A 22,080-nucleotide genomic window follows, 5' to 3' on the forward strand; every position below is an offset into this window, starting at 1 on the left:
GGAGGGGATAACGCCCAAGCCAATGTTTGCTCAAGCAAACGAGCGCCCTGAGTGGTTAAAATCGATTCCGGATGGAATTGATAGCCACAAACGCGGTGAGCATCATGACGAACCGCCATGACCATCTCGCCGAAGCGGGCGTTAACGGTTAATTCTGTAGGGATATTGCTGCCGACTAATGAGTGGTAGCGGGCCACGGGCAACGGGTTGGGCATCCCTGCAAACATGCCTTGCCCGTCGTGTTCAATGGCCGAGGCTTTGCCATGCAATATTTCGCCCGCCTGACCCACATGGCCGCCATAGGCTTCGACGATGGCTTGATGACCGAGACAAATACCGATAATCGGTAGCTGGCCGCGTAAGCGCTGCAATAATTCTGGCATACAACCGGCTTGCGCTGGCGTGCCGGGGCCGGGTGACAGCATCAGCACCGGTTGTTCAAGCTGTTGTAAACGCTCAATAATGGTTTCAGCGGCAATCTGGTTGCGGTAAATCACTACCCGATGACCACTGGCGCGCAGTTGATCGACCAAGTTGTAGGTAAAAGAATCGATATTATCGAGCAATAAGATATCGGCCATCAGAAAATCTCCTTGGCATGGTGTGCTGTCGCAATGGCCCGCAGCACGGCGCGTGCTTTATTGCGGGTTTCATCGGCTTCCGCCTGCGGAATGGAGTCGAGGACCACTCCCGCCCCGGCTTGAACTGTGGCGATACCGTCTTCGACATACGCCGAGCGAATCACAATGCAGGTATCCAGATCGCCGTGGGCGGTGAAATAGCCGACGGCACCGCCGTAACTGCCGCGCCGTGAACCCTCACGCTCGGCAATCAACTGCATGGCGCGGACTTTGGGCGCACCGCTCAGGGTGCCCATGTTCATGCAGGCCTGATAAGCATGCAGTACATCCAAATCTTGGCGCAGGGTGCCGATCACACGGGAGACCAGATGCATCACAAAGGAGTAGCGGTCAACTTTCGTCAAATCAGCGACATAGCGGCTACCCGGTTCGCAGATGCGGGCCAGATCATTACGGGCCAGATCCACCAGCATCAAGTGTTCAGCCAGCTCTTTATGGTCAGTGCGCATTTCCAGCTCAATGCGGCTGTCCAAATCGCGATCCAACTCCCCGTTGGCACGGCGTCCGCGAGGGCGTGTTCCGGCAATCGGGTAGATCTCAATCTGGCGATTGGTGGCGTCGTACTTGAGTGCGCTTTCCGGCGAAGCGCCAAACAGGGCAAATTCGTTGTCCTGCATAAAGAACATGTAAGGGCTAGGATTGTGATCTTTCAGTGTCTGATAAGCCGCCAGCGGAGAGGGGCAAGGCAGAGAGAAGCGGCGGGACGGCACCACTTGGAAAATCTCGCCTTCGCGAATGGCTTGCTGCAATTCACTGACTACCGCGCCATACTCTTCATCTGATTGGTTACACTGTAACGCCATTTCCGGTACGGAGGTGGCAGGAATAGGCTGGGCGGTTTGTTGAAGCTGGTGGGTCAACTGCTCTAAACGATGGGTCAGACGCTGATGCTCGCCGGCATCCGGCGTGAACAGACTGGCTTGTAACCGCGTTGAACGGTTTTGATGATCCAAAATCAGCAGGGTTTCGGCGACATAAAAACAGATATCGGGGCAACGTTGGTCCTGACGCAACGGCGGTAAGTTTTCAAAACCCGCCACCAAGTCGTAGGCGAACAGGCCGCCGATAAACATTGCTTCCCGCTCAGCCGCAGGGGCTTCCACCAGTTGTAACAGCAGACGTAGTGCATCAAAAACCGATAATGACTGTAAACGCGAGTCTTCGTCCTGCACTTCATCAATCACTGGGAAGGTGAATTCGCGGCCATTCGGGCGCACCTGAATCTCAACTTGTGGCGGCAATGCGGCATCTAATAAAGGTAATAAAGAGGCACCGTTGCGGGTGAGTGCTTCAATGGTGACGGTTTGTGCCAGTGCGGTGATGCGCAGAGCACTGTCAATAATCAGCAGGCTTTTCAGGTTCTGTTTGCTGGTGACTTCAGCAGATTCAAGCAGCAATGTGGCTGGACGAGCGCCGCATAATTGGTGAAATAGCGCGGTAGGGTCATCGCGATAACACGCCGTGGCGGTCAGTAGCTGTAAGGTAGGGCGCGAGGTCTGCATCATTTTATTTGTCTCGAAAAGTGGTCCTGAAAAAGCGTTTACGCCGAAATCTATCCATAAAAAAACCCGCTATTCGCGGGCTGAAGCAATCTGCACTGTCTGATGACTGGAATGCGCGATTACACCGCCCGAGTGAGGGAGATGTGCCACCAACGCAGTAGAGAGATCAGAATCGTGTTCATTGCTTATCCTATGATTGTATTCAGTTTAATGGTGCTGGCTAATCTCGCTGGAGATCATCTTTATGTCTCGTGAACTTGCGTACTAGTTAACTGGTTCGTGAGATGAATGTCAACCCCTGAATGATTGTTTTTTAACATGCTTTGGGGGCGGTTTTTGGCGATGAGTGCAACAACGCGGTTCGTGAGGTGCGCAAGATTGATTAACCTAACTCGCTTATTCGCGGGTATGATAGTCAGCCACGCTTTTTCTGGACTTTTGTTTTGACTGATAATCCCACTTTATCTGATATCGCCGCGACATCAACGGCCTTTACGCTCTATGATCTGCATAGCCATACCACGGCGTCAGACGGCTCACTCAGCCCTTCGGCGTTGGTGATAAGAGCCGCGCAGATGCGTGTCGGCGTGTTGGCGATCACCGATCACGACACCACGGCGGGATTGGCGGAAGCAGCCGCGACGATTGCGCAGGAAAAACTGGCGTTACGGCTGATTTCCGGCGTAGAAATTTCCACGCTGTGGGAAAACCACGAGATCCATATTGTCGGGCTAGGCATTGATGTTAACCATGCCAGCATCGTCAAACTGTTGCGCGAACAGTCCGACCACCGCTATGTGCGGGCGCAAGAGATCAGTGCTCGCTTAGCAAAAGCGCGCATTCCTGATGCGTGGGAAGGGGCCAATCGACTGGCGCAGGGCGGTCAGGTGACTCGTGGGCATTTTGCCCGCTATTTGGTGGAACTGGGGCTGGCGAGCAATGTCGGGCAAGTTTTTAAAAAATACTTAGCCAAAGGCAAGACCGGTTATGTTCCCGCGCAATGGTGTACAATAGAGCAAGCCATTGATGCCATTCAGCAATCGGGTGGGCAAGCCGTTTTGGCGCACCCCGGTCGCTATGATTTAACCGCTAAATGGCTAAAACGCTTATTAGCGCACTTTTCTGAGCAGGGTGGCGACGCCATGGAAGTGGCCCAGTGCCAGCAAGCCCCACACGAAAGAGCGCAACTGGCACAATATGCCCGCGACTATAATTTACTGGCATCTCAGGGGTCTGATTTCCATCAACCTTGCTCATGGATTGAGTTGGGCCGAAAATTATGGCTGCCCGCTGGGGTGGAACCGGTATGGCGTGATTGGCCTACAGAGCCTGCCAATACCGATCGTATGTTGGATGATGAGGTAGAGTCATGAGTCAATTTTTTTATATTCACCCAGAAAATCCGCAACCGCGCTTAATCAACCAAAGTGTTGATGTGCTGCGCAAGGGCGGCGTGGTGGTTTATCCGACAGATTCGGGTTATGCCCTTGGCTGTCGTTTAGAAGACAAAACAGCAATGGAACGTATATGTCGCATTCGTCAGTTGGATGGCAATCATAACTTCACCTTGGTGTGCCGTGATTTGTCTGAGCTATCGACCTATGCTTATGTGGATAACTCGGCGTTTCGACTGATCAAAAATAATACCCCCGGCAACTACACCTTTATCTTGAAGGCGACAAAAGAAGTGCCTCGGCGTTTGATGAATGATAAACGTAAAACCATTGGTTTGCGTGTGCCGTCTAACCCGATAGCGCTGGCATTGCTGGATGTCTTAGGCGAGCCGTTGATGTCAACCACACTGATGTTGCCGGGCAATGACTTTGCCGAGTCTGATCCCGAAGAGATTAAAGATCATCTGGGCAAGCAAGTGGATTTAATTATCCATGGCGGCTCATTGGGCCAGCAACCGACCACAGTGATTGATCTGACTGACTCTTCCCCAGAAGTGATCCGTGAAGGTGCGGGTGACGCCACGCCGTTCCGCTAATTGTTGTCATTAGTATTGTCTATGGTTGGATAGGGCATGTTGGGTCAGTAGAGTACGGCTGTCGCGTGAGGCGCAGTGGCTCTCAACATGTCCTATCCAACCGGCTTTACCCAATACCTCTTTTCTCCCTCGTCATACTGACATTCCCCTCCGCCATTGTTTGCTAATAATCTGTATGCTACCCCTCCTTATAAAAACCAGCATTTAACCTCACTTACATAAGTTGCTTAATAAATCGCGAACGGTGAATTTTTATTTATTGCAGTTATTCTGCATTGCGGTGAGTGATATGAAAACTTATCTTTTTACATTAAGTATAGTATGTGTTTTCAGCAATGAAGTAAAAACGAAATCAGTTTAACTTGCTGAAGTAAAAGTGATAATTTACATTTCTACATTTAAGTTATAAATCCATTTTATATTAACGAACCAGTATTGAGCAGTTTTGATAATGTATCCACGCTGCAAAACTAATTTCACGACAATAATTATCTCTGTATTATATGGGTTGGTGAGTTTTTGTTGATAAATATCTTTTTAAGACAAATCCAATGAAATTCTAATTGTAAATATCATTAAGCTGAATTCAGTTTAATTATCCGATCTTTTATTCTAGGAATTAATCCAAGCAATAGAGTAAAACTCTGCAAAAAATGACAAAATGATGGCTGGTGGTGTTAAATATTGTTCTAATCAAAATCTTGATTATAAAATCCAATAAACGCGATTTTTAGGTATACTCGACGAGTTTAATCAGTGAAATGAAATAAAAGTGTAATAAAAATGAAATATACTCTGTGAAATAAGAATTATTCCTAAGGTGATAATTTACATATCTTTTCATAGGGTATTTACGCTATTACTTATTCTGCTTGATCCTATTTGTGATGAATCACCTGAGCGATAGGGAAGAATGTATTTTCCATGATTGAATGGCACTTAATTAAGAATATTCTCGCTCACCAATTAGTGGTTAGTGAGTTGATTTTATGTGTGAAAATTATTTTTCCACCTTATGTGTAGGATGTATCCTACGAATGTGGTCACTGACTCCTATATATCTGATTGACTGTGCAAGCTTATTATCGATACCAATGAATCATTATCAGTATTAATTCACCCACCAGTGGAAGTTAGTCAGATTAATTAAGCATGCATTAATTAAGACAAATGCTGCGCGTTAATCACAACCCATAATTATACAGAGAAAGTCGAGAGTTCTATGAATCAAGTATTTAAAGTCATTTGGAATAGTGCCTTAGGTCGCTATGATGTTGCATCAGAGTTTTCCAAGTCGGGTAAAAAAACTAAGTCATTCTGTTCAGGAACTGTCGGCCTAACTTCCTCTGTGGCGGCACCTTTGCGTTTAAGCCAAATTGCGATGACGTTGATTTTGACGTTAGGTGCAGGTTCAGCATTCGCCGCCGATATCACGGTTCCCGTTTTCACGCCTGTCGTTAATTTTGAGCAAACCTTTACTGGCACAGGCAATACCTTGTCGGGGAGCTTTAGTAACATTGCTCGCGGAGCCAATGGTTTTACCAATATGAAGCTAGGCGATATCCCATCAGATAAATTCCTTAATGGTGGTGAGAATCTCCTCAGTAAGAACATTTTCAACTTAGGTTCGATGGTCACTGAAACCTTCCTTGACCCGAAAGGCACTGGCGCATTAATTACCATTAATGTGTATAGCAATGAAAACATGTCAGTTAAACCGCTTGCCGATTTTTCGGTGCCGGTTTCTCACTCGGTGGGTGAGAATGGTCAGTATGTGAATCGCAACTTATTCCATGTACTGGATGGCAGTGACCTGAGTGTTAATGTCGGTAGCACGGGCGCGGGTTGGGCTAATGACAACAATAACTATTTTAATGCCATTCTTAAAGGTGGCCTGAAAAGTGAAGCGGCGGTAACGACCTCTTCAGGATTCTATGTTGACTCTACGACATCGGCTCAGGATACCGTCTTAAATTATAACTCCAAGACCGTGGTCAACTTGGGTAATAATAGTAATAACCTTCGTGACAGCAATACCTCAGTGGCTAATGCGGTGCTTGATAACTTTACTGGCGCATTCACTAGCACTTATTTGGGTGCGCAAAATGTTCAAAATTTTGCTGATTTCCAGAAATATAACCAAGACCTAATCAATGCGATTAAGAGTGGCGCTATTACACTGAGCAGTGCCGCTTATCAGGCAGAGCTGGCGAAAGCCTATTTCACCAATGGCAGCAATAGCTCACCTAAAGTTACTCCTATCTATCTTGATATGGGCATTGACCCTAATGATGCTGTAAACCATTTCGTTGATTCTGATCGTGTCGCCTTTATTCATGGTGATGGTCAGCATGCTATTGTGAATATTGGTACTGATGCCAATATTCAAGCTTATAACACCGATATTTCGGTGGTACGTCTGCAAGATGGTGCCACCTTGAATAATGCCGGGACCATAGGTTCAGCCGCCGCAACGGTTCGTGGCACTAATCTTATTTTTGCGACTGATAGTACGGTGGTGATTGAAAGCACTGGGGTTCTGGATGCCGGGACTAGCGCTGAAATGCTGGATTTCAAATCGACACCGACCGCTGTAATCGTTGCCAATGGCAGTCATACCGCTATTTTGGCGAATGGTACTTCATCAGTGACCAACCATGGCGTGATTAATACCGCGTCTCGTGGGACAAGTGCTTATACGCAAGCGGCCATCATTGATGGCAACTCCTCCTTCGTCAATAACGGCGCAATTAATATCGCGGCCACTGTCGATTACTCTCCTGCGGCAGGGTATGTAAACGAAGGGGTCAGTGTTCAGAAAGGCTCTAGTTTCGAAAATAATGGCACTGTCTATGTAGGCCGACAAGCCCAGCGTTCAGTGACTGATGTGGTCACTGATCTGGCCATTAAGACCCAGTCTTATGCCGTCAGATTACTACAAGATACGGTTAATCTGAGCAACATCGTCACTTTTACCAATAGTGCGACCGGTAAAATTGTCATTGGCAGCAAAACTGAAAACTCTATCGCTGTTGATGCACAAGGAGTGAGAACGGCTGTCAATCAGAACGGCACTATCGAGTTGAACGGCGCGGGTGCAACGCCGGGCGAAAAATCAGCGCAGAATATTGGTATTTTATCCCGTTATAGCGCCACCAATATCTTTAACAATGGCGATATCATTATCAATGGTATCAACACCGTTGGTATTAAAGTGCTGACCAACAGTGCCGCGACTAACGCCGGTAAAGTTTATGTGAATAATGGGCTTGATGCTGCGACCAATTTGGCCAACTACGGTATTCAAGCGGTGGGTGTGGACGCTGTGGCTAATATTTCCGGTCAGGTTTATCTGGCTGGCGATGGGGCTATTGGTGTGGTGGCGGAAGATAAAGGCACCATTAATGTCAGCGGCACGGGTCAGGTTGAATTTGTCTCCGGCAAAAAGCAGGTGGGCTACCTGATTTACGGCACTGGCTCTAGCATCAATAACATCGCCACCGGTGATGAAACAGTTTCAACTGAAGGCTCTACCTTGTATCGCGTTGATAAGGGAGCCAGCTTTACCGGAACCACGGCTTCGACCATGAATGCCACCGGTAAAGATTCTTCTCTTATTCAGGTCGCCGGTGTTGGTAGTACATTTAACTCCGGTGCCTTAGATATGGTGCTCTCGGGCGAGGGTTCCACTGGCGTGAAAGTGGAAGGTGGCGCTTCAGGCACTATCACCGCCAACGCCAGTTTAGAATTGAGCGGTGACGGCGCGACGGCCGGTATCGTCGATGGCAACTATTACGGTCTGGATGGTATTGCGACGGGTGCCACCGGAAAATCTGTGCTGACCAGTTCGGCGGTCTTGAGCACCGGTAACACGGCCTCAGGCGCTTACGGGTATATTGCCCGTAACGGCGGTGAGCTAGTGCATAAAGGCACCATTGATTTCACTCAGACAGGCAGTACGGGTGTGCTGGTAGATGGCGGTATTCTGACCAACGAGAACCTCATTACTGTAAATGGTACTGCGGTGAATATTCAGGGCGCTAACTCTACCGTGAATAATACCGGTACGGTTAACGCGACAGACGGTACGGCTGCTTACTTGCTGGGTGCGGGGGCCAGTTTGACCTTATCCGGTAGCGGCGAAACCAAAGCGGGCGGCACTGCACATGGCGTACTGCTCGATACAGATGCCATCGCACTGACCGTAGATGGCGCGACCATCACCATGACGCCGGGCGGCAGCGGTAATGCCATTGAAAACAAAGCGGAAATCGAAGGTATTCAGTTAAAAGATACCACGCTGACTGTTGGCAATGGCGCGGGTGTTCGTACCGGGGCCTCTATGGCGGCGACCAATTCCGGCGTGATTAATGTCAATGGCAGCGGCACCGGTATTCTGTTTGCCAATACTGGCGATACCATAACTAATAACACGCTGGACATGTCCGACTCGGCAGGTTTGGTCATCAACGTCAATTCAGCCGATGGCAAAGGGATTGTGACTAACTCTAGCCAGAACCTGAAAACGGGCGCGAGTGTCAATGTTAAGAATGCCGCTGGTGGTGCAGCACTGATTGTCAGTGGTACTACGGCGCAAGTTGAGCAGTCCGGTAATCTGATCTCTGAGTCACTGAACAATCCGGTTGTCGATATCGATAATGGTTTTGTAAACAGCTTCGTCAACAGTGGCACCATTCAGGCCAACAGTGCGCTACAGCAAGCGGTGATCACCACCAGCGGTAATGGTGTGGCCTTTACCAACGCCACCGATGGCAAGATTGTTGGCAAAGTGGATCTCTTAGCGGGCAACAACACCGTGACCCTGATGCAAGGCAGTGAAGGTACTGATTTCACTACGGGCAGCGGTGACGACCTGTTTATTCTGCAAGATCTCACATTAGCCGATACGGGCGTGTTCAGTTCACTGAACGGCGGCACGGGCACCGACACCCTGCGCTTTGACCACTCGATTTATACCCTGAGTGATGCTAATGCCATCACTAATATGGATTACATCGACCTGATTAATAACTCCACGTTTACACTGGAAAATATCTTGCTGGCGCTGGGCGATAGCCAAGATGATAGCGCGGACACTGGTTTCAACTTGGGTGATGGCAGCTTGTTGCAGCTCAATAACCAGAATGCCGTGAGCTTTAATAATAAGTTGAATGGCCTTGGCACGATGGCGGTTAACACTGCGGGTAATGCCTTTGATTTTACTGCCAATGCGGCACAAAACGCCTTTAATGGGGTACTGGCCTTGGGCCACGCGACCTTTGAACTGGCGCTGGATAACACGGCTGCATTAGTGGATGCCACTCTGAAATTGGGCGCGGATAGCATCACCACGATAGGTGAAGGGGTCCAGACCATCGGTGGATTAGTGTTTGATGGCGGGACAGCGAAGTTTGATACCGGGACTCCGGGCGAGACTGTTGCCAAAGGCTCCATTCACACCACTAATGAGATGGATCTGCGCGGTGCTGGCACGGTAGAAGTGAATATCGGCAGCATCGATAACAGTCAGAATCAGGTCAATCCTCTGCTGCCTATCCTTGAGCAGGATGACACCAATACCCAGTTACAACTGGCGAGCAGTGATACCACTGTGGTGGGTAACGGTGGCAATCTGGTGCTGAAAGACCAGAACGGCAATGTCATTAGCGATGCGGTCACGGCAGATATTGCTCAGGGCGGCACGACGGTGGCGAAAGGGACTTACGATTATCGCCTGACCAGTGGTGTGGATAACGACGGTCTGTATGTCGGCTACGGCCTGACTGAAGTTGAACTGCTGGGCAGCGGCACGGATGCGTTGTCTCTGTATGCCACGAATAAGACCGGCAATGCTGCAGATTTGAGTGCCAAAGTGACCGGTAGCGGTGATTTGGCGATTGATACAGGTGCTGGCAGCACTGTGTCACTCTCTAACCTGAACAACGATTACACCGGTATGACTGATGTGCGCAACGGCTCCTTGCAGATGCTGAATGATAATGTGCTGGGGAATACCTCACTGTTATCTTTGGCAGCGAATACCGCCTTTAACATGAACGGCCACAGTCAAACCGTGGGCGAACTGAACAGTGCTGCAGGTTCATCGGTCAATCTCAATGGTGGTAGCTTAACCTTGAGTCAAGGTGGTCTGTCCGAGGGTGAATTAACCGGCAGCGGTGAGTTGACGATTGCCGCAGATACCTTGACGGTGAACGGCGCGAACAACACGCTGACGGCTACCACGACCATTGCCAGCGGTGCGCAAGCCTTGCTGAACAGTGCCGTCGGTCTGGGCAGTGGCAATATTGTCAACGCCGGTTTGCTGACACTGAAAGGTGCGGCGGGTCAGTTAGCGAACGCCATCAGCGATGCCGGCAGTGTGGTGCTGGAAGATAACAGCGACATCACATTAAGCGGTAATAACAGCTTGTTCAGTGGTTTGTTTGATATCACAGGCGGCAGCCAGTTAACCGCCTCTCAGGCGGACCATCTGGGCACCGCAGCGGTCACCAATGAGGGTTCGTTGGTGCTCAATAGTGCGAGTGACTGGTTGCTGGCAAACAGCATTACTGGCAGCGGCACCTTGACTAAAAACGGCAGCGGTACTGTGTCATTGACCCAAACTGCCGCCTATACCGGTCAGACGGATATCAATGCAGGCGGCCTGATCTTAGGCAGCAGTGCCGACCCAATGACACTGGCAAGCCAGCAAGTCAATATCGCTGATGGTGCCTTTATGGGCGGCTTCGGTGGGGTGGCAGGAGCGATTGATAACAAGGGCGTGTTGTTTGTGGGCAACCCAACGGCATCTACCTCGTCGGTCTCTGGCCGTCTGGCTCCGGCCAGTAACATCTTCACCGTGGGTACGGATTTAACCAACAGCGGCACGGTATTTATCGGTAACAAGACCAGTGATGGTAGCGGCACCACAGGTAACCAATTAGTGGTCAATGGCAACTATGTGGGTGACAACGGTCTGCTGCATTTCAACACCGCACTGGGTGATGACAACTCTGCGACCGACAGCATGATTGTGAACGGTAACACCAGCGGTACCACCAACGTCAGCGTGGATAATGCGGGCGGTCTGGGGGCTAAGACCTTGAACGGGATTGAATTGATTCAGGTGAATGGTCAGTCAGACGGTGATTTCGTGCAGAGTGGCCGTATCGTGGCGGGTGCCTATGATTACAGTCTGAAACGGGGCGCGGGCCAGAATGCCGCTAACTGGTATCTGACCAGTCTGAGCAATGATCCGGTGAATCCGGGCACACCAGATGATCTGGGTGAAGAAGATAAACGCCCTGAAGCGGGCAGCTATACCGCTAACTTGGCCTCAGCCAACAACATGTTTGTCACTCGTCTGCACGATCGTTTGGGCGAAACACAATATATTGACGTGCTGACGGGTGAGCAGAAAGTCACCAGCATGTGGTTGCGTAACGAAGGCGGTCATAACCGTTCACGTGATACCAGCGGTCAGTTGAAAACGCAAAGCAACCGTTATGTGATGCAATTGGGTGGTGATATCGCCCAGTGGAGCAACAATGGTCTGGACCGTTTACATCTGGGTGTGATGGCCGGTTACGGTAATAGTAAGAGCGACACCAATGCACGTACAGGCTATAAGTCAAAAGGCTCGGTTGATGGTTACAGCACCGGTGTTTACAGCACCTGGTACGCCAATGACGAAGACAAGTCTGGCCTGTATGTTGATGGATGGGCGCAGTACAGCTGGTTTAACAACACAGTACAGGGCGAAGGTCTGGCGACTGAAGAGTATAAATCCAAAGGGATCACGGCCTCGGTAGAGAGCGGCTACACCTTTAAAATCGGTGAGAATAAGTCGAAGAACGAAACTTACTTTATCCAGCCGAAAGCACAAGTCACTTGGATGGGTGTCAAGGCAGATGATCACACTGAAGCTAATGGTACGCAAGTGAGTGGGCAGGGCGACGGCAATATCCAGACACGTCTGGGGCTGCGTTCTTATATGAAAGGCCATCACGAAAGTGATAATGGCAAGGATCGCGAGTTCCAACCGTTTGTGGAAGCCAACTGGATCCACAACACCAAAGATTTTGGCACCAATATGAACGCGGTTGAAGTGAAGCAGGCTGGCGCGAAGAATATTGGCGAGCTGAAAGTGGGTGTTGAGGGGCAGTTGAATAAGCAACTGAATGTCTGGGGCAATGTGGGTCAGCAACTGGGTGATAAAGGTTATAGTGATACCGCAGTGATGTTAGGGGTGAAATACAACTTCTAATCTTGGTGAAACTTATAATAACGGTGCTTCGGCACCGTTATTTATTTTGTACTCAATTCAAATAGTCTCATTCAGAATAAAAACAAACTTGCGGAAAAGGAACGATGTGGCATCATGAGAGTTATGGTGGTTAGTGATTGTAATTTAACAACATTCTCATTGGAAATCATCATCAAAGAAACAAAGATAGTGGCGAGTGAAATAGTCGATATCAATGTCGAAAAATATCACACAGTAGATGATGAGAATATATATATTAAATCAGATGTGCGAAGTGTCATTATTCTCGATGTTGATAATATTCCGCCATCCAAGGTATTTAATACCATTAGCCAAATAAGGTCATCGAACCCTTTTTCTTTCGTGATGGTTTTTTGCAGAAAACATGAAGACACTGAGGATTTTACTTATCTCTCCATTTTATCAGATGGGATTTTATGTAAAACAGCATCCGTAGATAAGATTAAGGCCATGATAATTAAGTTAATATCTTCATGTAAAACGCCTAAGGAATTTGATCGGCTTGACCTGACAAGTCAACTCAAATCGCAGCTAACACACCGAGAGAATGAAGTGCTTGAATGTATTCTACTCGGGTTAAGAAATACCGATATATCAAGACGACTTGATATGAAAAGCAAAACAGCCAGCGCCCATAGGCGAAATATATATAATAAATTAGGGGTTAAAACGATCAACGAGATACTCAGAACGCTACTGGCACCTCAATGTATTGATTAGTCCCTGATGTTGATGTTCAGCCGATATTGATGATTCTTAATACAGCAAAGTAAAACTTTCTGACGACGGAAAGGGGGATGAGACACTTTTTGAATCCCTGACTGTGAAATTAGTGTAATATACACGGTCACGAACCAGCTTGTGGGGCCTTCTGCGCGATGTTCAGCGCACCATGCTGTGTTCCAAAATGTATTACAATCAATGAGTTCTGCTTGATTGTGAGCTTAACTTATTGATTACAATATATAACACGACGCCTGTGAAGGCGAGCAAGGCCTATTTTTATTGTATTAAAAACAATAAGTTATAGGCCTTCTATTCTAGAGTATTACTTTCGGTGTGACACAACTGATCCTCAGTCCTATCACCATCTTTTAGTACACTCTCATTTTAAGGCTGCTTCATAGGCGTGTAATTGTATGGGGGTAGGGAGGAACGCCTGTTGATATCATTCCCCTTCACATAACCCACTGATAAACAAAAATAATTAAATTTAATCAGATACATAGTCACAATTTCTTATGTTCTTCATAAGACACTCTTGCCAATGATTTACAATGGTGTATAATTAAGAGATGTGAGTTATGATTTTTGCAACATTTAAGGATTTTTTATTGCGTCGCATCTAAAGGCCTTACTTGTTGGGGTTCCTTCTCTTATCTAGCATCCTTAGCTTTCACAGTCCCTCACTCAGTATGTTGTTTTTACGGGTTATTAAATAATATCCTCTCTTCCTCGTGCTCTGTGTATTTACACTCTGTTTTGTCTTTCTGCTATCTGGATTCTAACCATCGAGTTGGTTGGGTTTTCTTTTGTTTTCTACTTTGGGGTATTTTGATGGCTAATGTTTTATCGAGGGGAAAGGGGCGCTCTACGCTTCTTCATAGTGGTGCGTATTTGCACAACTCATTGAGTTACAGTGTTAACTACGGTACAGGCTGTAAATGTTCACCACTCTATATTGAGATCTTAGATAAATTTACCAATGAAATTAATGCTATGCGTAGTTGCTATAACCGTACATATGCGTTCAGATTTGACTTACACATACCTGAAGGAATGAGTGTTGATGAATCTAACTCTCTGATCAGTGAGCTATTTTCTAAGTTAAGGGACAAATTCAAATCTAAGCAATGGGATAATCAGCCGATTAAAAAGTTTGCTTACGGGTGGGTATGGGAACTTGAAACCGTCAAACAAGTACATTATCACCTATGGATTGCACTACCCGGGAATCAGGTGCAAAACACGGGTCATGTTGATTACGGGATGTTTCAGATAATAAATGACTTGTGGCTAAAGCTCACTAAAGGCTTGGGGAGTGCTCACTTGGCTAAGAATCCGTATATGATTAAACGAAGCGATGACAAAGAATTAAAGAAGTTCGTTTATCGAATATCTTATCTAGCCAAGGACAGAGGTAAGTATTCTGAGGGGGACAAAACCAAACGTTTTGATGGTTCCAGACTCTTTGGTAAACTGGCTACCACGAGCATTGAGAAGCATTGAGAGGTAAACTGCTTAGCAACTCTCTTTACACTCTGGCATTACCGATTTAAATTTTTAATTCATATTGGTTACGGACCATCCTCTGCAATGCCTCTAAAAGAGCCTGTAGCGCTGCCTGTGATGATGTGTTCATATAGGTAATGCAACCCCAAAGGCTATGAATTAAATGGCCTTAAATGGCTCTGAATTGAGTTTTTCATCATTGATAGCTTTTCCTAACAATCCAGCCTCAACTTAAAGCCATTTCCTTCTTAATACGGAACACCGTGGCACGCCCACATTCGCATAGCTTAGCAATCTCATCAGCGGATAACTGGCTATTTGTAAGGTAGCTCTTTACCCGAGTATGTAACTCTTCATCTCTTGCTTTACCTTTGAATACCCCACCTTTCGCTTTAGCGATTGCTATACCTTCCTGCTGGCGCTGGCGGATGAAGCTACGTTCTAGTTCACCCACAGCTCCCAGCATAGTGATCATAAACTTGCTGGTGGGGCTATCATCAAACATCATAGAGTTGTCTAAAAAATAAACAGATACACCCTCGGTCGTCAATTCCTCCAACAATGATAAAAGGTCTTTTGTATTACGAGCTAATCGATCTACTGATTTAACTGTAACCTTATCACCCGCACGGACTTTGTTTAGGAGCTTTTGAAGTTCAGGGCGTTCAGTATTCTTACCACTGACTTTATCAATGAATAAACACTGTTCTTCTATGCCTGCGTTCTGCAATGCTTCAACTTGCCTACTCACATTTTGATCTTTACTGCTAACACGCACATATCCAAAAGAAGCCATAACCACCTCAAGTCTCGTTAACGTGGATTAAATGATACAGTATCATTAGGCTTACACCAAGAGATTATTGATACTCTATTGAAATGCTTTAAGGGGTATCAGTGGAGTCTACACGAATGGTACTGATATGGCTCCTAGGTGTGGTGACCTATACATCGGATATTTCCAAAAGACTAGACAATCAATTTGGGGACGTATCGAAGGTGCTTAACTACGTTGCTGATACAAATAGATATTTTTAAGCCGAAGATCCATCTGTGGAAAAAATTTACTTTATTCCACAGAGTAGGAGATGTGAATAAGTTGGTAATGCTATTTATCTTCAGGTTCAAGAGCTGACTTGATTACAGGTATGAGTGACTCCCCTTTACGTATACCGAGACTTAATTCGGTCGGAAGTTGTTCGACTGCAATCAGTGTGCTGCTATCCACGATGATAGTTTGGTCATTTAGAACCGCGTATGATGGGTACCACTTAAGGGCATCTTTATCCCATTCATAGGTTAACAGTCGCGCTGGTTTTCCTCGGTCTTTAAAATTACTTATCAATTGTGCAGCTTGTGCTGCTGCTTTTGGTAGTGCTTCATGTGCCGCATAGTGAAGTTTCACGTCCTTTCCTCGAAAAAGAAATGACACCTGACAGTCATTTTGATAAGAGCTTACGTCGAGCAGTGGATTTCGCCTGTCAGCTAATTTTGAAAGTAATTTACGGAGCCATTCATGGATCGCTGTATAAGTTCGTTTACCAGCCTCAGAAGCAACAGATGTAACGTAGGGATTCCAGACAATTGCTAGATATCCAATACCAATCCTAATCAACTCAAGTTCGGCGTCTGCTGCGTTGTGTGAAAGCTCTGTATATTCTATCGGTAGCGGGCAGTCATTGATAACTTGGGCCAGCCATGCTGCATCAACTTCTCTTGGGTCTGTTGCAAACTCAATTTGTTCTCCATCCGGCAACAGTGGGAGCATTTTAGGCGATGATACGAATGCTTTTTGAACAAAGTCTAAGCTGCTAAATTCAACGACACTTTTACCCGAATATAAACCCAAAACAGCAGCAACAAACTTTGTACCATCCTTGCTCTCAAAGCATTCACTTTCAAGAACATAGCCTTTTGGTTTTCCTGGATCATGATTGTGTAAGAGAATGAATGGATCCATGTTGATTTTTGCCACAAGGTTTACGGGATCTTCGTTGACTAATAGTTCACCATCGTTTCCTCGTGCATCTGTCCAGATAACAGCCGGTACAATTTTTCCATAAATACCATTAGCATGGCGTTGTATTGCCTTTTTCACCCAATCTCGTGCAGAGGGCGTATTTAACAGTTCAGACATAGCTTTTCCCGTATGATGGTACCTTAAGAGGTAATTGTAGCATCAGTCTGGGTTAATAATTGGTACTGAGATTTAGTTCCAATTGTATCTTAGCTAAAGTCATCAGGGACGGTATTTATGTATTTAAGAAGGATACTTTTGTTGTTTTGGGTGAAAAATTTTAGATAGGTTTTTGAGCAGTAGTAACGTTGCTCAACTTACAGTTTCTCTAATGTTTAATAAACCGATAAACGATCATGATTTTAAGATTTTCGGCAAAATCTTATCCCCCAGAGTGTCGAGCAGTAAGCCCCAGTAATGACGCAGTTTGTGAGCCTTTCGTAACAATTCGCCCCCAAGTTATCCACACAATTTAGCGATCTTGTTCACTTGCCAAAAGTCTCAATACTCACTATCTTGTGACTTGCTATAGGGGTTTGCACTATATGTAGTGTTCCTTCGGGGCGCAACAGTGTTCTCTAGGCAACAAAAAGCCGAACCCACAATGTGAATTCGGCTTCCGAGAAGCATGACTCGCGATGAGTTTCGAGACTCACAGCTAATCGCTAGCTTCTACTTCCTTACTTTAGTCAGTTGGATTGTAGTCAGCTTCGACGGGTCATGTAAACCTACTTTTACCCAAAAGGGTGAGGAAGAGTACATGGCAATTTGTCAAGATATGCATCGTTATTGGAGTTTATTGGCGGGTCTACCTGATGATCAAGGTGGAGTAGGTCGCCATAAGTGCTGTGGTTGCGCTTATGAACAGGGGTATAACGCTGGTTTTGCTCGTAGTGGGCATATTTGGGTTAACCTCGATTCGTTGCATCAGAGTCAAGCGGGGGTTGTTCGTCATAAAAGTCCTCACGCCGCATATGCGAAAGGATATCACGACGGTATGTTGGCTTCTTACAATCAGTCTTCATTGGCTGGTTAAGATACGACCTAATAAAGGGTGTTTAACGCATCCTTCTCTTATGATTGTGAGGATATAGCTATGACAACCAGAAAAGTAGTTCGCGATGCAGGAACCGGCCAATTTGTAAAACCGGAAGAAGCAAAACGCCGTCCTAAGACGACAGTTACAGAAACCATTAAAGTCCCTCCGACTAAAGGTAAAGGGAAAAAATAAGCAGTGCCAAAAGGCACTCGTAATAATGACACGCCCTGTGAGCGCTATGCTGGCAGGGTGTTTTTTTATGTATACCTAAGTAATTAGCTTGCTATGATGGGATACGAACTGAGATACACATTAACCTTTAACTACGTGTAAATGCAGCGGAAAACGGTCTTTCATTTGGCTAGTTGCCTTACCGGCCAACTCCACTCACTCCATAAACCCCGTTGCCATGCCACCACCAATTTCTCCCGTAGTTCCCGGGGTGAAACCCAGATTCGGCCATCTGAAACAGATGGCTAGTGATATTTGAGAAAGATCGGCGTTAGGTTTTGTACTCTATTGAAACTGCTAAGCAGCTCTATATGAATATCTAGGGTATTTCCAGCAACCCTATAGATATAGATGTTGTGCAGGTTGGTTTGGGTACAGCAAGAAGTAAACTTATATGGAAACAACATACTTCTTTGAGATGAAGCCCATTCTCCGCATCTGATAATACTTTCATCACTATCTTGGTGATACCTTAAATAAAAAATGACTGCATCTTTTATTACAAGGACGATATATGCCGATGGTTCGCCACTTAGAAATAGAGAACTTCCGTTCCATAAAAAAGTTAGTTTGGTGTCCTTCTCCCGGATTGAACTGTCTGATCGGCACTGGGGACTCAGGGAAATCGACAATATTAGACGCCATTGATCTCTGTCTTGGTGCAAGAAGGTCTTACTCTTTTAATGATGCTGATTTCTTCAAATCGAATGTCAATTCGCCAATCATAATTAGTGTTACACTTGGTAAGCTGGATGACGAATTGTTGAGCATTGAAAAGTACGGATTATTTCACCGTTCTTTTAATTCAGTGAATAACGAAATATATGATGAACCACAACCCAATATGGAGACGGTTCTAACTATCAAGATGTCAGTTGACGCAGATTTGGAACCAGATTGGCGCTTGTACTCAGTAAGGGCTGATGCGGATGGAATCGAGCGACGGCTCCCATGGAAACATCGAGAACTAATATCTCCCGCACGGTTAGGAACGACGTCTTACAATAACCTCGCTTGGGGTAGTCGTTCAGTTCTCAATAGGCTTTCGGAAGATACTTTTGATGTTTCCTCAGTTCTGGCGCAATTAGGTAGGCAAACTCGTCAAGCCTTTGCAACTGAACAAATTTTAGGAGTAACAAAGGTTCTTGAGCAAGTAGAGACAATTGGAAATAATCTTGGCGTCCCATTAGAGGGAGTAAAAGCATTATTAGATGTGAATGGATTATCTTTATCTAGTGGTGCAATAAGCCTTCATAACAATAATGATACCCCACTCAGACAGCTTGGTACGGGTTCATCTCGACTTCTTATTAGTGGTATTCAAAAAGCCACTAGTCGTTCAACTATGCTTATTGTTGACGAAGCTGAATATGGTCTTGAACCGTACCGTATTACTAGGCTGCTCCATGAGCTGGGTTCTAAAGATACTGAACCAACAAAACAAGTTTTTATTACAACTCATTCACCACACGTACTTCGTGAACTGCAAGCCAATCAGCTTCATGTGCTCCGCCCTATAGTGCTACCCCCACCAAATATTCCCCCAATTCTAAATCCTGCTTCACATATCGTATACCACCTTCAAGGTGGAGATAACCAACAGGCAACGTTGAGGGTATGTGCAGAAGCCTTTTTGAGTAAAAAAGTAATTGTATGTGAAGGAAAAACAGAAGTTGGGCTAGTTAGAGGGATAGACTTATATTGTAGTGATAAGCATGCTACGACTATAAACTCTAAAGGAGTGTATTGTGCCGATGGTGGTGGAGACAATATGTATTCCCGAGCTAAAGTATTTGCTTCTTTAGGATACCCAACCGCTATTTTCAAAGATTCAGATAAAGCCACCATACACCAACCGTTAACCGCAGAAGTAAACGCGCTTGGAATAAATGTTTTCGAGTGGAATGATAATAATGCAACAGAGGATGCCTTATTTAAAGCATGTCCACCAAATCTGATTTCCCAATTATTAGATATAGCAATTGAACGGAAAGGGGAGGACGCTGTACGAGCCGGAATTCTGGCGTGCTCAGAAAATAGAATTAATTTAGATCATTGTAGAAACAACTTTGATGATTCGTACCGAGTTATACTAGCAAAAGCGGCAAATAAGAAGAGTTGGTATAAAGACATAGAACCAGCCGAAAGTATTTTTTACCGTGTTGTATCACCTAATTACGAAAATTTTAGTGTGGTTCTAACTGCAACCGTTGCTTCACTTTTTTCTTGGGCATCCCAGTAAGGACTACGACATGATGCTTGATGAGGTAATTGAATGTAACATAGGCTCAGTCGTTGCCCCTGCGGGGTGTGGGAAAACCCAACTGATTATTGATATCTTAAGTATTAAACAGTCAAAGCCATATTTAGTCTTAACGCATACAACTGCTGGGGTGTCCGCCCTGAAGAGGCGTCTTCGTAATCTCAAAGTACCCGCTGAAAATTACGTAGTGACAACTATCGATGGCTGGAGTCTTAGGATAGCTAACAGCTTTCCACGTTCTTGTCCTATTCAATACTCAATGGATAATGAACGTCTTTTTTATCCGGAACTTCGTCAAGTTGTGCTTCATTTTCTCAATACAGGCGCATTGAATCAGATAGTAAAGGCAAGTTATTCAAAGCTATTTGTCGATGAATATCAAGACTGTAACTCAGAACAACACGCTATGGTTGTTTCACTTTCGTCAATTGTTCCCACAGTTGTTTTTGGTGATCCAATGCAATGCATTTTTGATTTTCGTAATGCTGTAATGCCAAACTGGGAGTCAGATGTCCAGCGTATTTTCCCTCTGATTGGCACCTTGAATACACCATGGCGATGGAATAATGCGAAAGCGGCGCAACTCGGGCTATGGGTTTTAGAAGCACGTGAGCTTTTAAAGCAAAACAAAACTATAGATTTACTGACATGTCCTAACCATATATTTTGGCATACTTTGACAGGGAACACTCAAATAGACCTTACAAATCAACGTCATGAACAACATTCTATTTTGAACCGTTTCCCAACAGACTCTTTACTAGTGATTGGTAGTTCAGTGAATGAGCTATCGCGACATAAATATGCTCAAGGCTCCTCCCGTATTGAAGTCGTCGAGAAAGTGAGTTTGGAAACTGTAATAGCCGCAGCCCGTCAATTTGATTTACTCCACGGACAAGCTCTTGTCGATGCAATTTTGCAAGTTGCATCGACAATGCTGACAAATGTTGAAATACCGCAAACAACTAGACGGATAGAAACAATTCTTAGTGGTCGAAGTAGATCCCCTGTTACTCTTTCAGAGCAGGCGTTTTGCAATATCGTTGCAAATAGTTCGCGTCATAATATTCTAGCTGCCCTTCAACAGTTAGAGTTAAAACAAGGTACCCGTCTATATAGAAGATCAGCGTATACCGCTTTAAAGGATACAATTTCTCTCTCTATAAGCGTTCCAGAAAAGACAATATCTGAAGCTGCATCTATTGTCCGCGAGCGAGTACGTCAAGAAGGCGATAGAAGAATCCCAAACAGAGCTATAGGTTCCACTTTGTTGCTTAAAGGTCTTGAAGCTGATCACTGCCTAATCCTTGATGCACAAGGCCAAGGTATGAATGCAAGACATCTATACGTAGCACTTTCTCGAGGAGCTAAAACAGTAACTATATTCTCGAAGTACCAACATATTGGTTAGTTGCCATACCGATTTATTAGCCCTAAAAGGGTAGGTGAACACAATCCTTAATGGGCTATGCTAGGTCTACTAGACTACAGATGAGTAGTGAAGCTACTGTTACTTTTCCTGATTTTGATTCCAGTTCTCCCACCATTTACCTATATCATCGACCACATCTAATAAGCCACCAGATGACTTCTGGATATCATTAAGTTGATCAATCTGACCTTGAAAAGTAGTTGCGTAATTGTCTGCTTGAATTCTTTTAGCTGCTTTTACATCACCTCTCCTAAAGTCAATTAAACCACTTCCTACCATAGCCCCTAAGATGACAACTAGGATAATGCCTTTTATCAGTATTTTCTTCATTGTTAGACCTATTATATCAATTCTTACAGAATGTTAGCGTGAGTAGTACAGAATCTCCTCATGCATTATTGATCGGTTAACTCGATCGATAAAGAGATTTCGATCGTTTAAATCGA

General features: G+C 45.6%; 13 protein-coding genes, 1 pseudogene and 1 other annotated feature. Of the genes and pseudogenes, 9 read left to right on the forward strand and 5 right to left on the reverse strand.

Translation table 11 applies throughout. The annotated features are described in order from the left end of the window. Nucleotide 1: 1 nt before the first annotated feature. A pseudogene (locus HRD69_RS20855) lies at nucleotides 2–581 on the reverse strand (glutamine amidotransferase-related protein); the annotation flags it as partial. Further along, nucleotides 581–2,143, reverse strand: coding sequence for an anthranilate synthase component 1 (locus HRD69_RS15180; RefSeq protein ID WP_032815098.1), 1,563 nt, complete (start codon nucleotides 2,141–2,143; stop codon nucleotides 581–583). The gene HRD69_RS15180 and the pseudogene HRD69_RS20855, both read right to left, overlap by 1 nt. 56 nt (nucleotides 2,144–2,199) lie before the next feature. After that, nucleotides 2,200–2,301: a sequence feature (Trp leader region), on the reverse strand. Nucleotides 2,302–2,586: 285 nt separating this feature from the next. Here HRD69_RS15180 and rnm point away from each other — a divergent pair. From rnm to HRD69_RS15205, 5 genes are all read left to right on the forward strand, one after another. Beyond that, the gene (gene rnm / locus HRD69_RS15185) at nucleotides 2,587–3,516 is read left to right on the forward strand and encodes an RNase RNM (RefSeq protein WP_004876218.1); all 930 of its coding nucleotides are present in this window, start codon (nucleotides 2,587–2,589) and stop codon (nucleotides 3,514–3,516) included. After that, nucleotides 3,513–4,133, forward strand: a complete 621-nt coding sequence (locus tag HRD69_RS15190) for an L-threonylcarbamoyladenylate synthase (protein ID WP_032815091.1) — start codon at nucleotides 3,513–3,515, stop codon at nucleotides 4,131–4,133. Before rnm ends, HRD69_RS15190 begins: the two co-directional genes overlap by 4 nt. Nucleotides 4,134–5,355: 1,222 nt before the next feature. After that, entirely contained in the window at nucleotides 5,356–12,399 is a 7,044-nt protein-coding gene (locus HRD69_RS15195) for an autotransporter outer membrane beta-barrel domain-containing protein (protein ID WP_032815090.1), read from the forward strand. 114 nt (nucleotides 12,400–12,513) lie between these two features. Next, nucleotides 12,514–13,140: a helix-turn-helix transcriptional regulator gene (locus tag HRD69_RS15200; protein ID WP_004876214.1), complete on the forward strand. Its 627-nt coding sequence runs from the start codon at nucleotides 12,514–12,516 to the stop codon at nucleotides 13,138–13,140. A gap of 837 nt (nucleotides 13,141–13,977) precedes the next feature. Beyond that, nucleotides 13,978–14,649: a YagK/YfjJ domain-containing protein gene (locus tag HRD69_RS15205; RefSeq protein ID WP_032815088.1), complete on the forward strand. Its 672-nt coding sequence runs from the start codon at nucleotides 13,978–13,980 to the stop codon at nucleotides 14,647–14,649. A gap of 229 nt (nucleotides 14,650–14,878) precedes the next feature. Here the strand turns inward: HRD69_RS15205 and HRD69_RS15210 are convergent, their stop codons facing one another. Then, nucleotides 14,879–15,448 (reverse strand): recombinase family protein, encoded by a 570-nt coding sequence (locus HRD69_RS15210; RefSeq protein ID WP_032815087.1) that lies wholly within the window; start codon nucleotides 15,446–15,448, stop codon nucleotides 14,879–14,881. A gap of 312 nt (nucleotides 15,449–15,760) precedes the next feature. Next, complete coding sequence (locus tag HRD69_RS15215; RefSeq protein WP_004876211.1) at nucleotides 15,761–16,789, reverse strand: hypothetical protein; 1,029 nt, start codon at nucleotides 16,787–16,789, stop codon at nucleotides 15,761–15,763. 640 nt (nucleotides 16,790–17,429) lie between these two features. Between HRD69_RS15215 and HRD69_RS15220 the strand changes: the two genes are divergently transcribed. From HRD69_RS15220 to HRD69_RS15230, 4 genes are all read left to right on the forward strand, one after another. Then, on the forward strand, nucleotides 17,430–17,705 hold the full coding sequence (locus tag HRD69_RS15220) for a hypothetical protein (protein ID WP_050413215.1): 276 nt from the start codon (nucleotides 17,430–17,432) through the stop codon (nucleotides 17,703–17,705). 60 nt (nucleotides 17,706–17,765) lie between these two features. Then, nucleotides 17,766–17,900: a hypothetical protein gene (locus tag HRD69_RS20735; protein ID WP_004876210.1), complete on the forward strand. Its 135-nt coding sequence runs from the start codon at nucleotides 17,766–17,768 to the stop codon at nucleotides 17,898–17,900. A 553-nt stretch (nucleotides 17,901–18,453) separates the two neighbouring features. Continuing rightward, complete coding sequence (locus tag HRD69_RS15225; RefSeq protein ID WP_004876209.1) at nucleotides 18,454–20,181, forward strand: ATP-dependent nuclease; 1,728 nt, start codon at nucleotides 18,454–18,456, stop codon at nucleotides 20,179–20,181. A 10-nt stretch (nucleotides 20,182–20,191) separates the two neighbouring features. After that, a complete protein-coding gene (locus HRD69_RS15230; RefSeq protein ID WP_004876208.1) occupies nucleotides 20,192–21,613 on the forward strand; it encodes a UvrD-helicase domain-containing protein in 1,422 nt (473 codons plus the stop codon). A 99-nt stretch (nucleotides 21,614–21,712) separates the two neighbouring features. Here the strand turns inward: HRD69_RS15230 and HRD69_RS15235 are convergent, their stop codons facing one another. Then, a complete protein-coding gene (locus tag HRD69_RS15235; protein ID WP_032815086.1) occupies nucleotides 21,713–21,964 on the reverse strand; it encodes a hypothetical protein in 252 nt (83 codons plus the stop codon). Nucleotides 21,965–22,080 lie beyond the last annotated feature (116 nt).

The organism is Yersinia mollaretii ATCC 43969, assembly GCF_013282725.1.
Lineage (GTDB): Bacteria > Pseudomonadota > Gammaproteobacteria > Enterobacterales > Enterobacteriaceae > Yersinia > Yersinia mollaretii.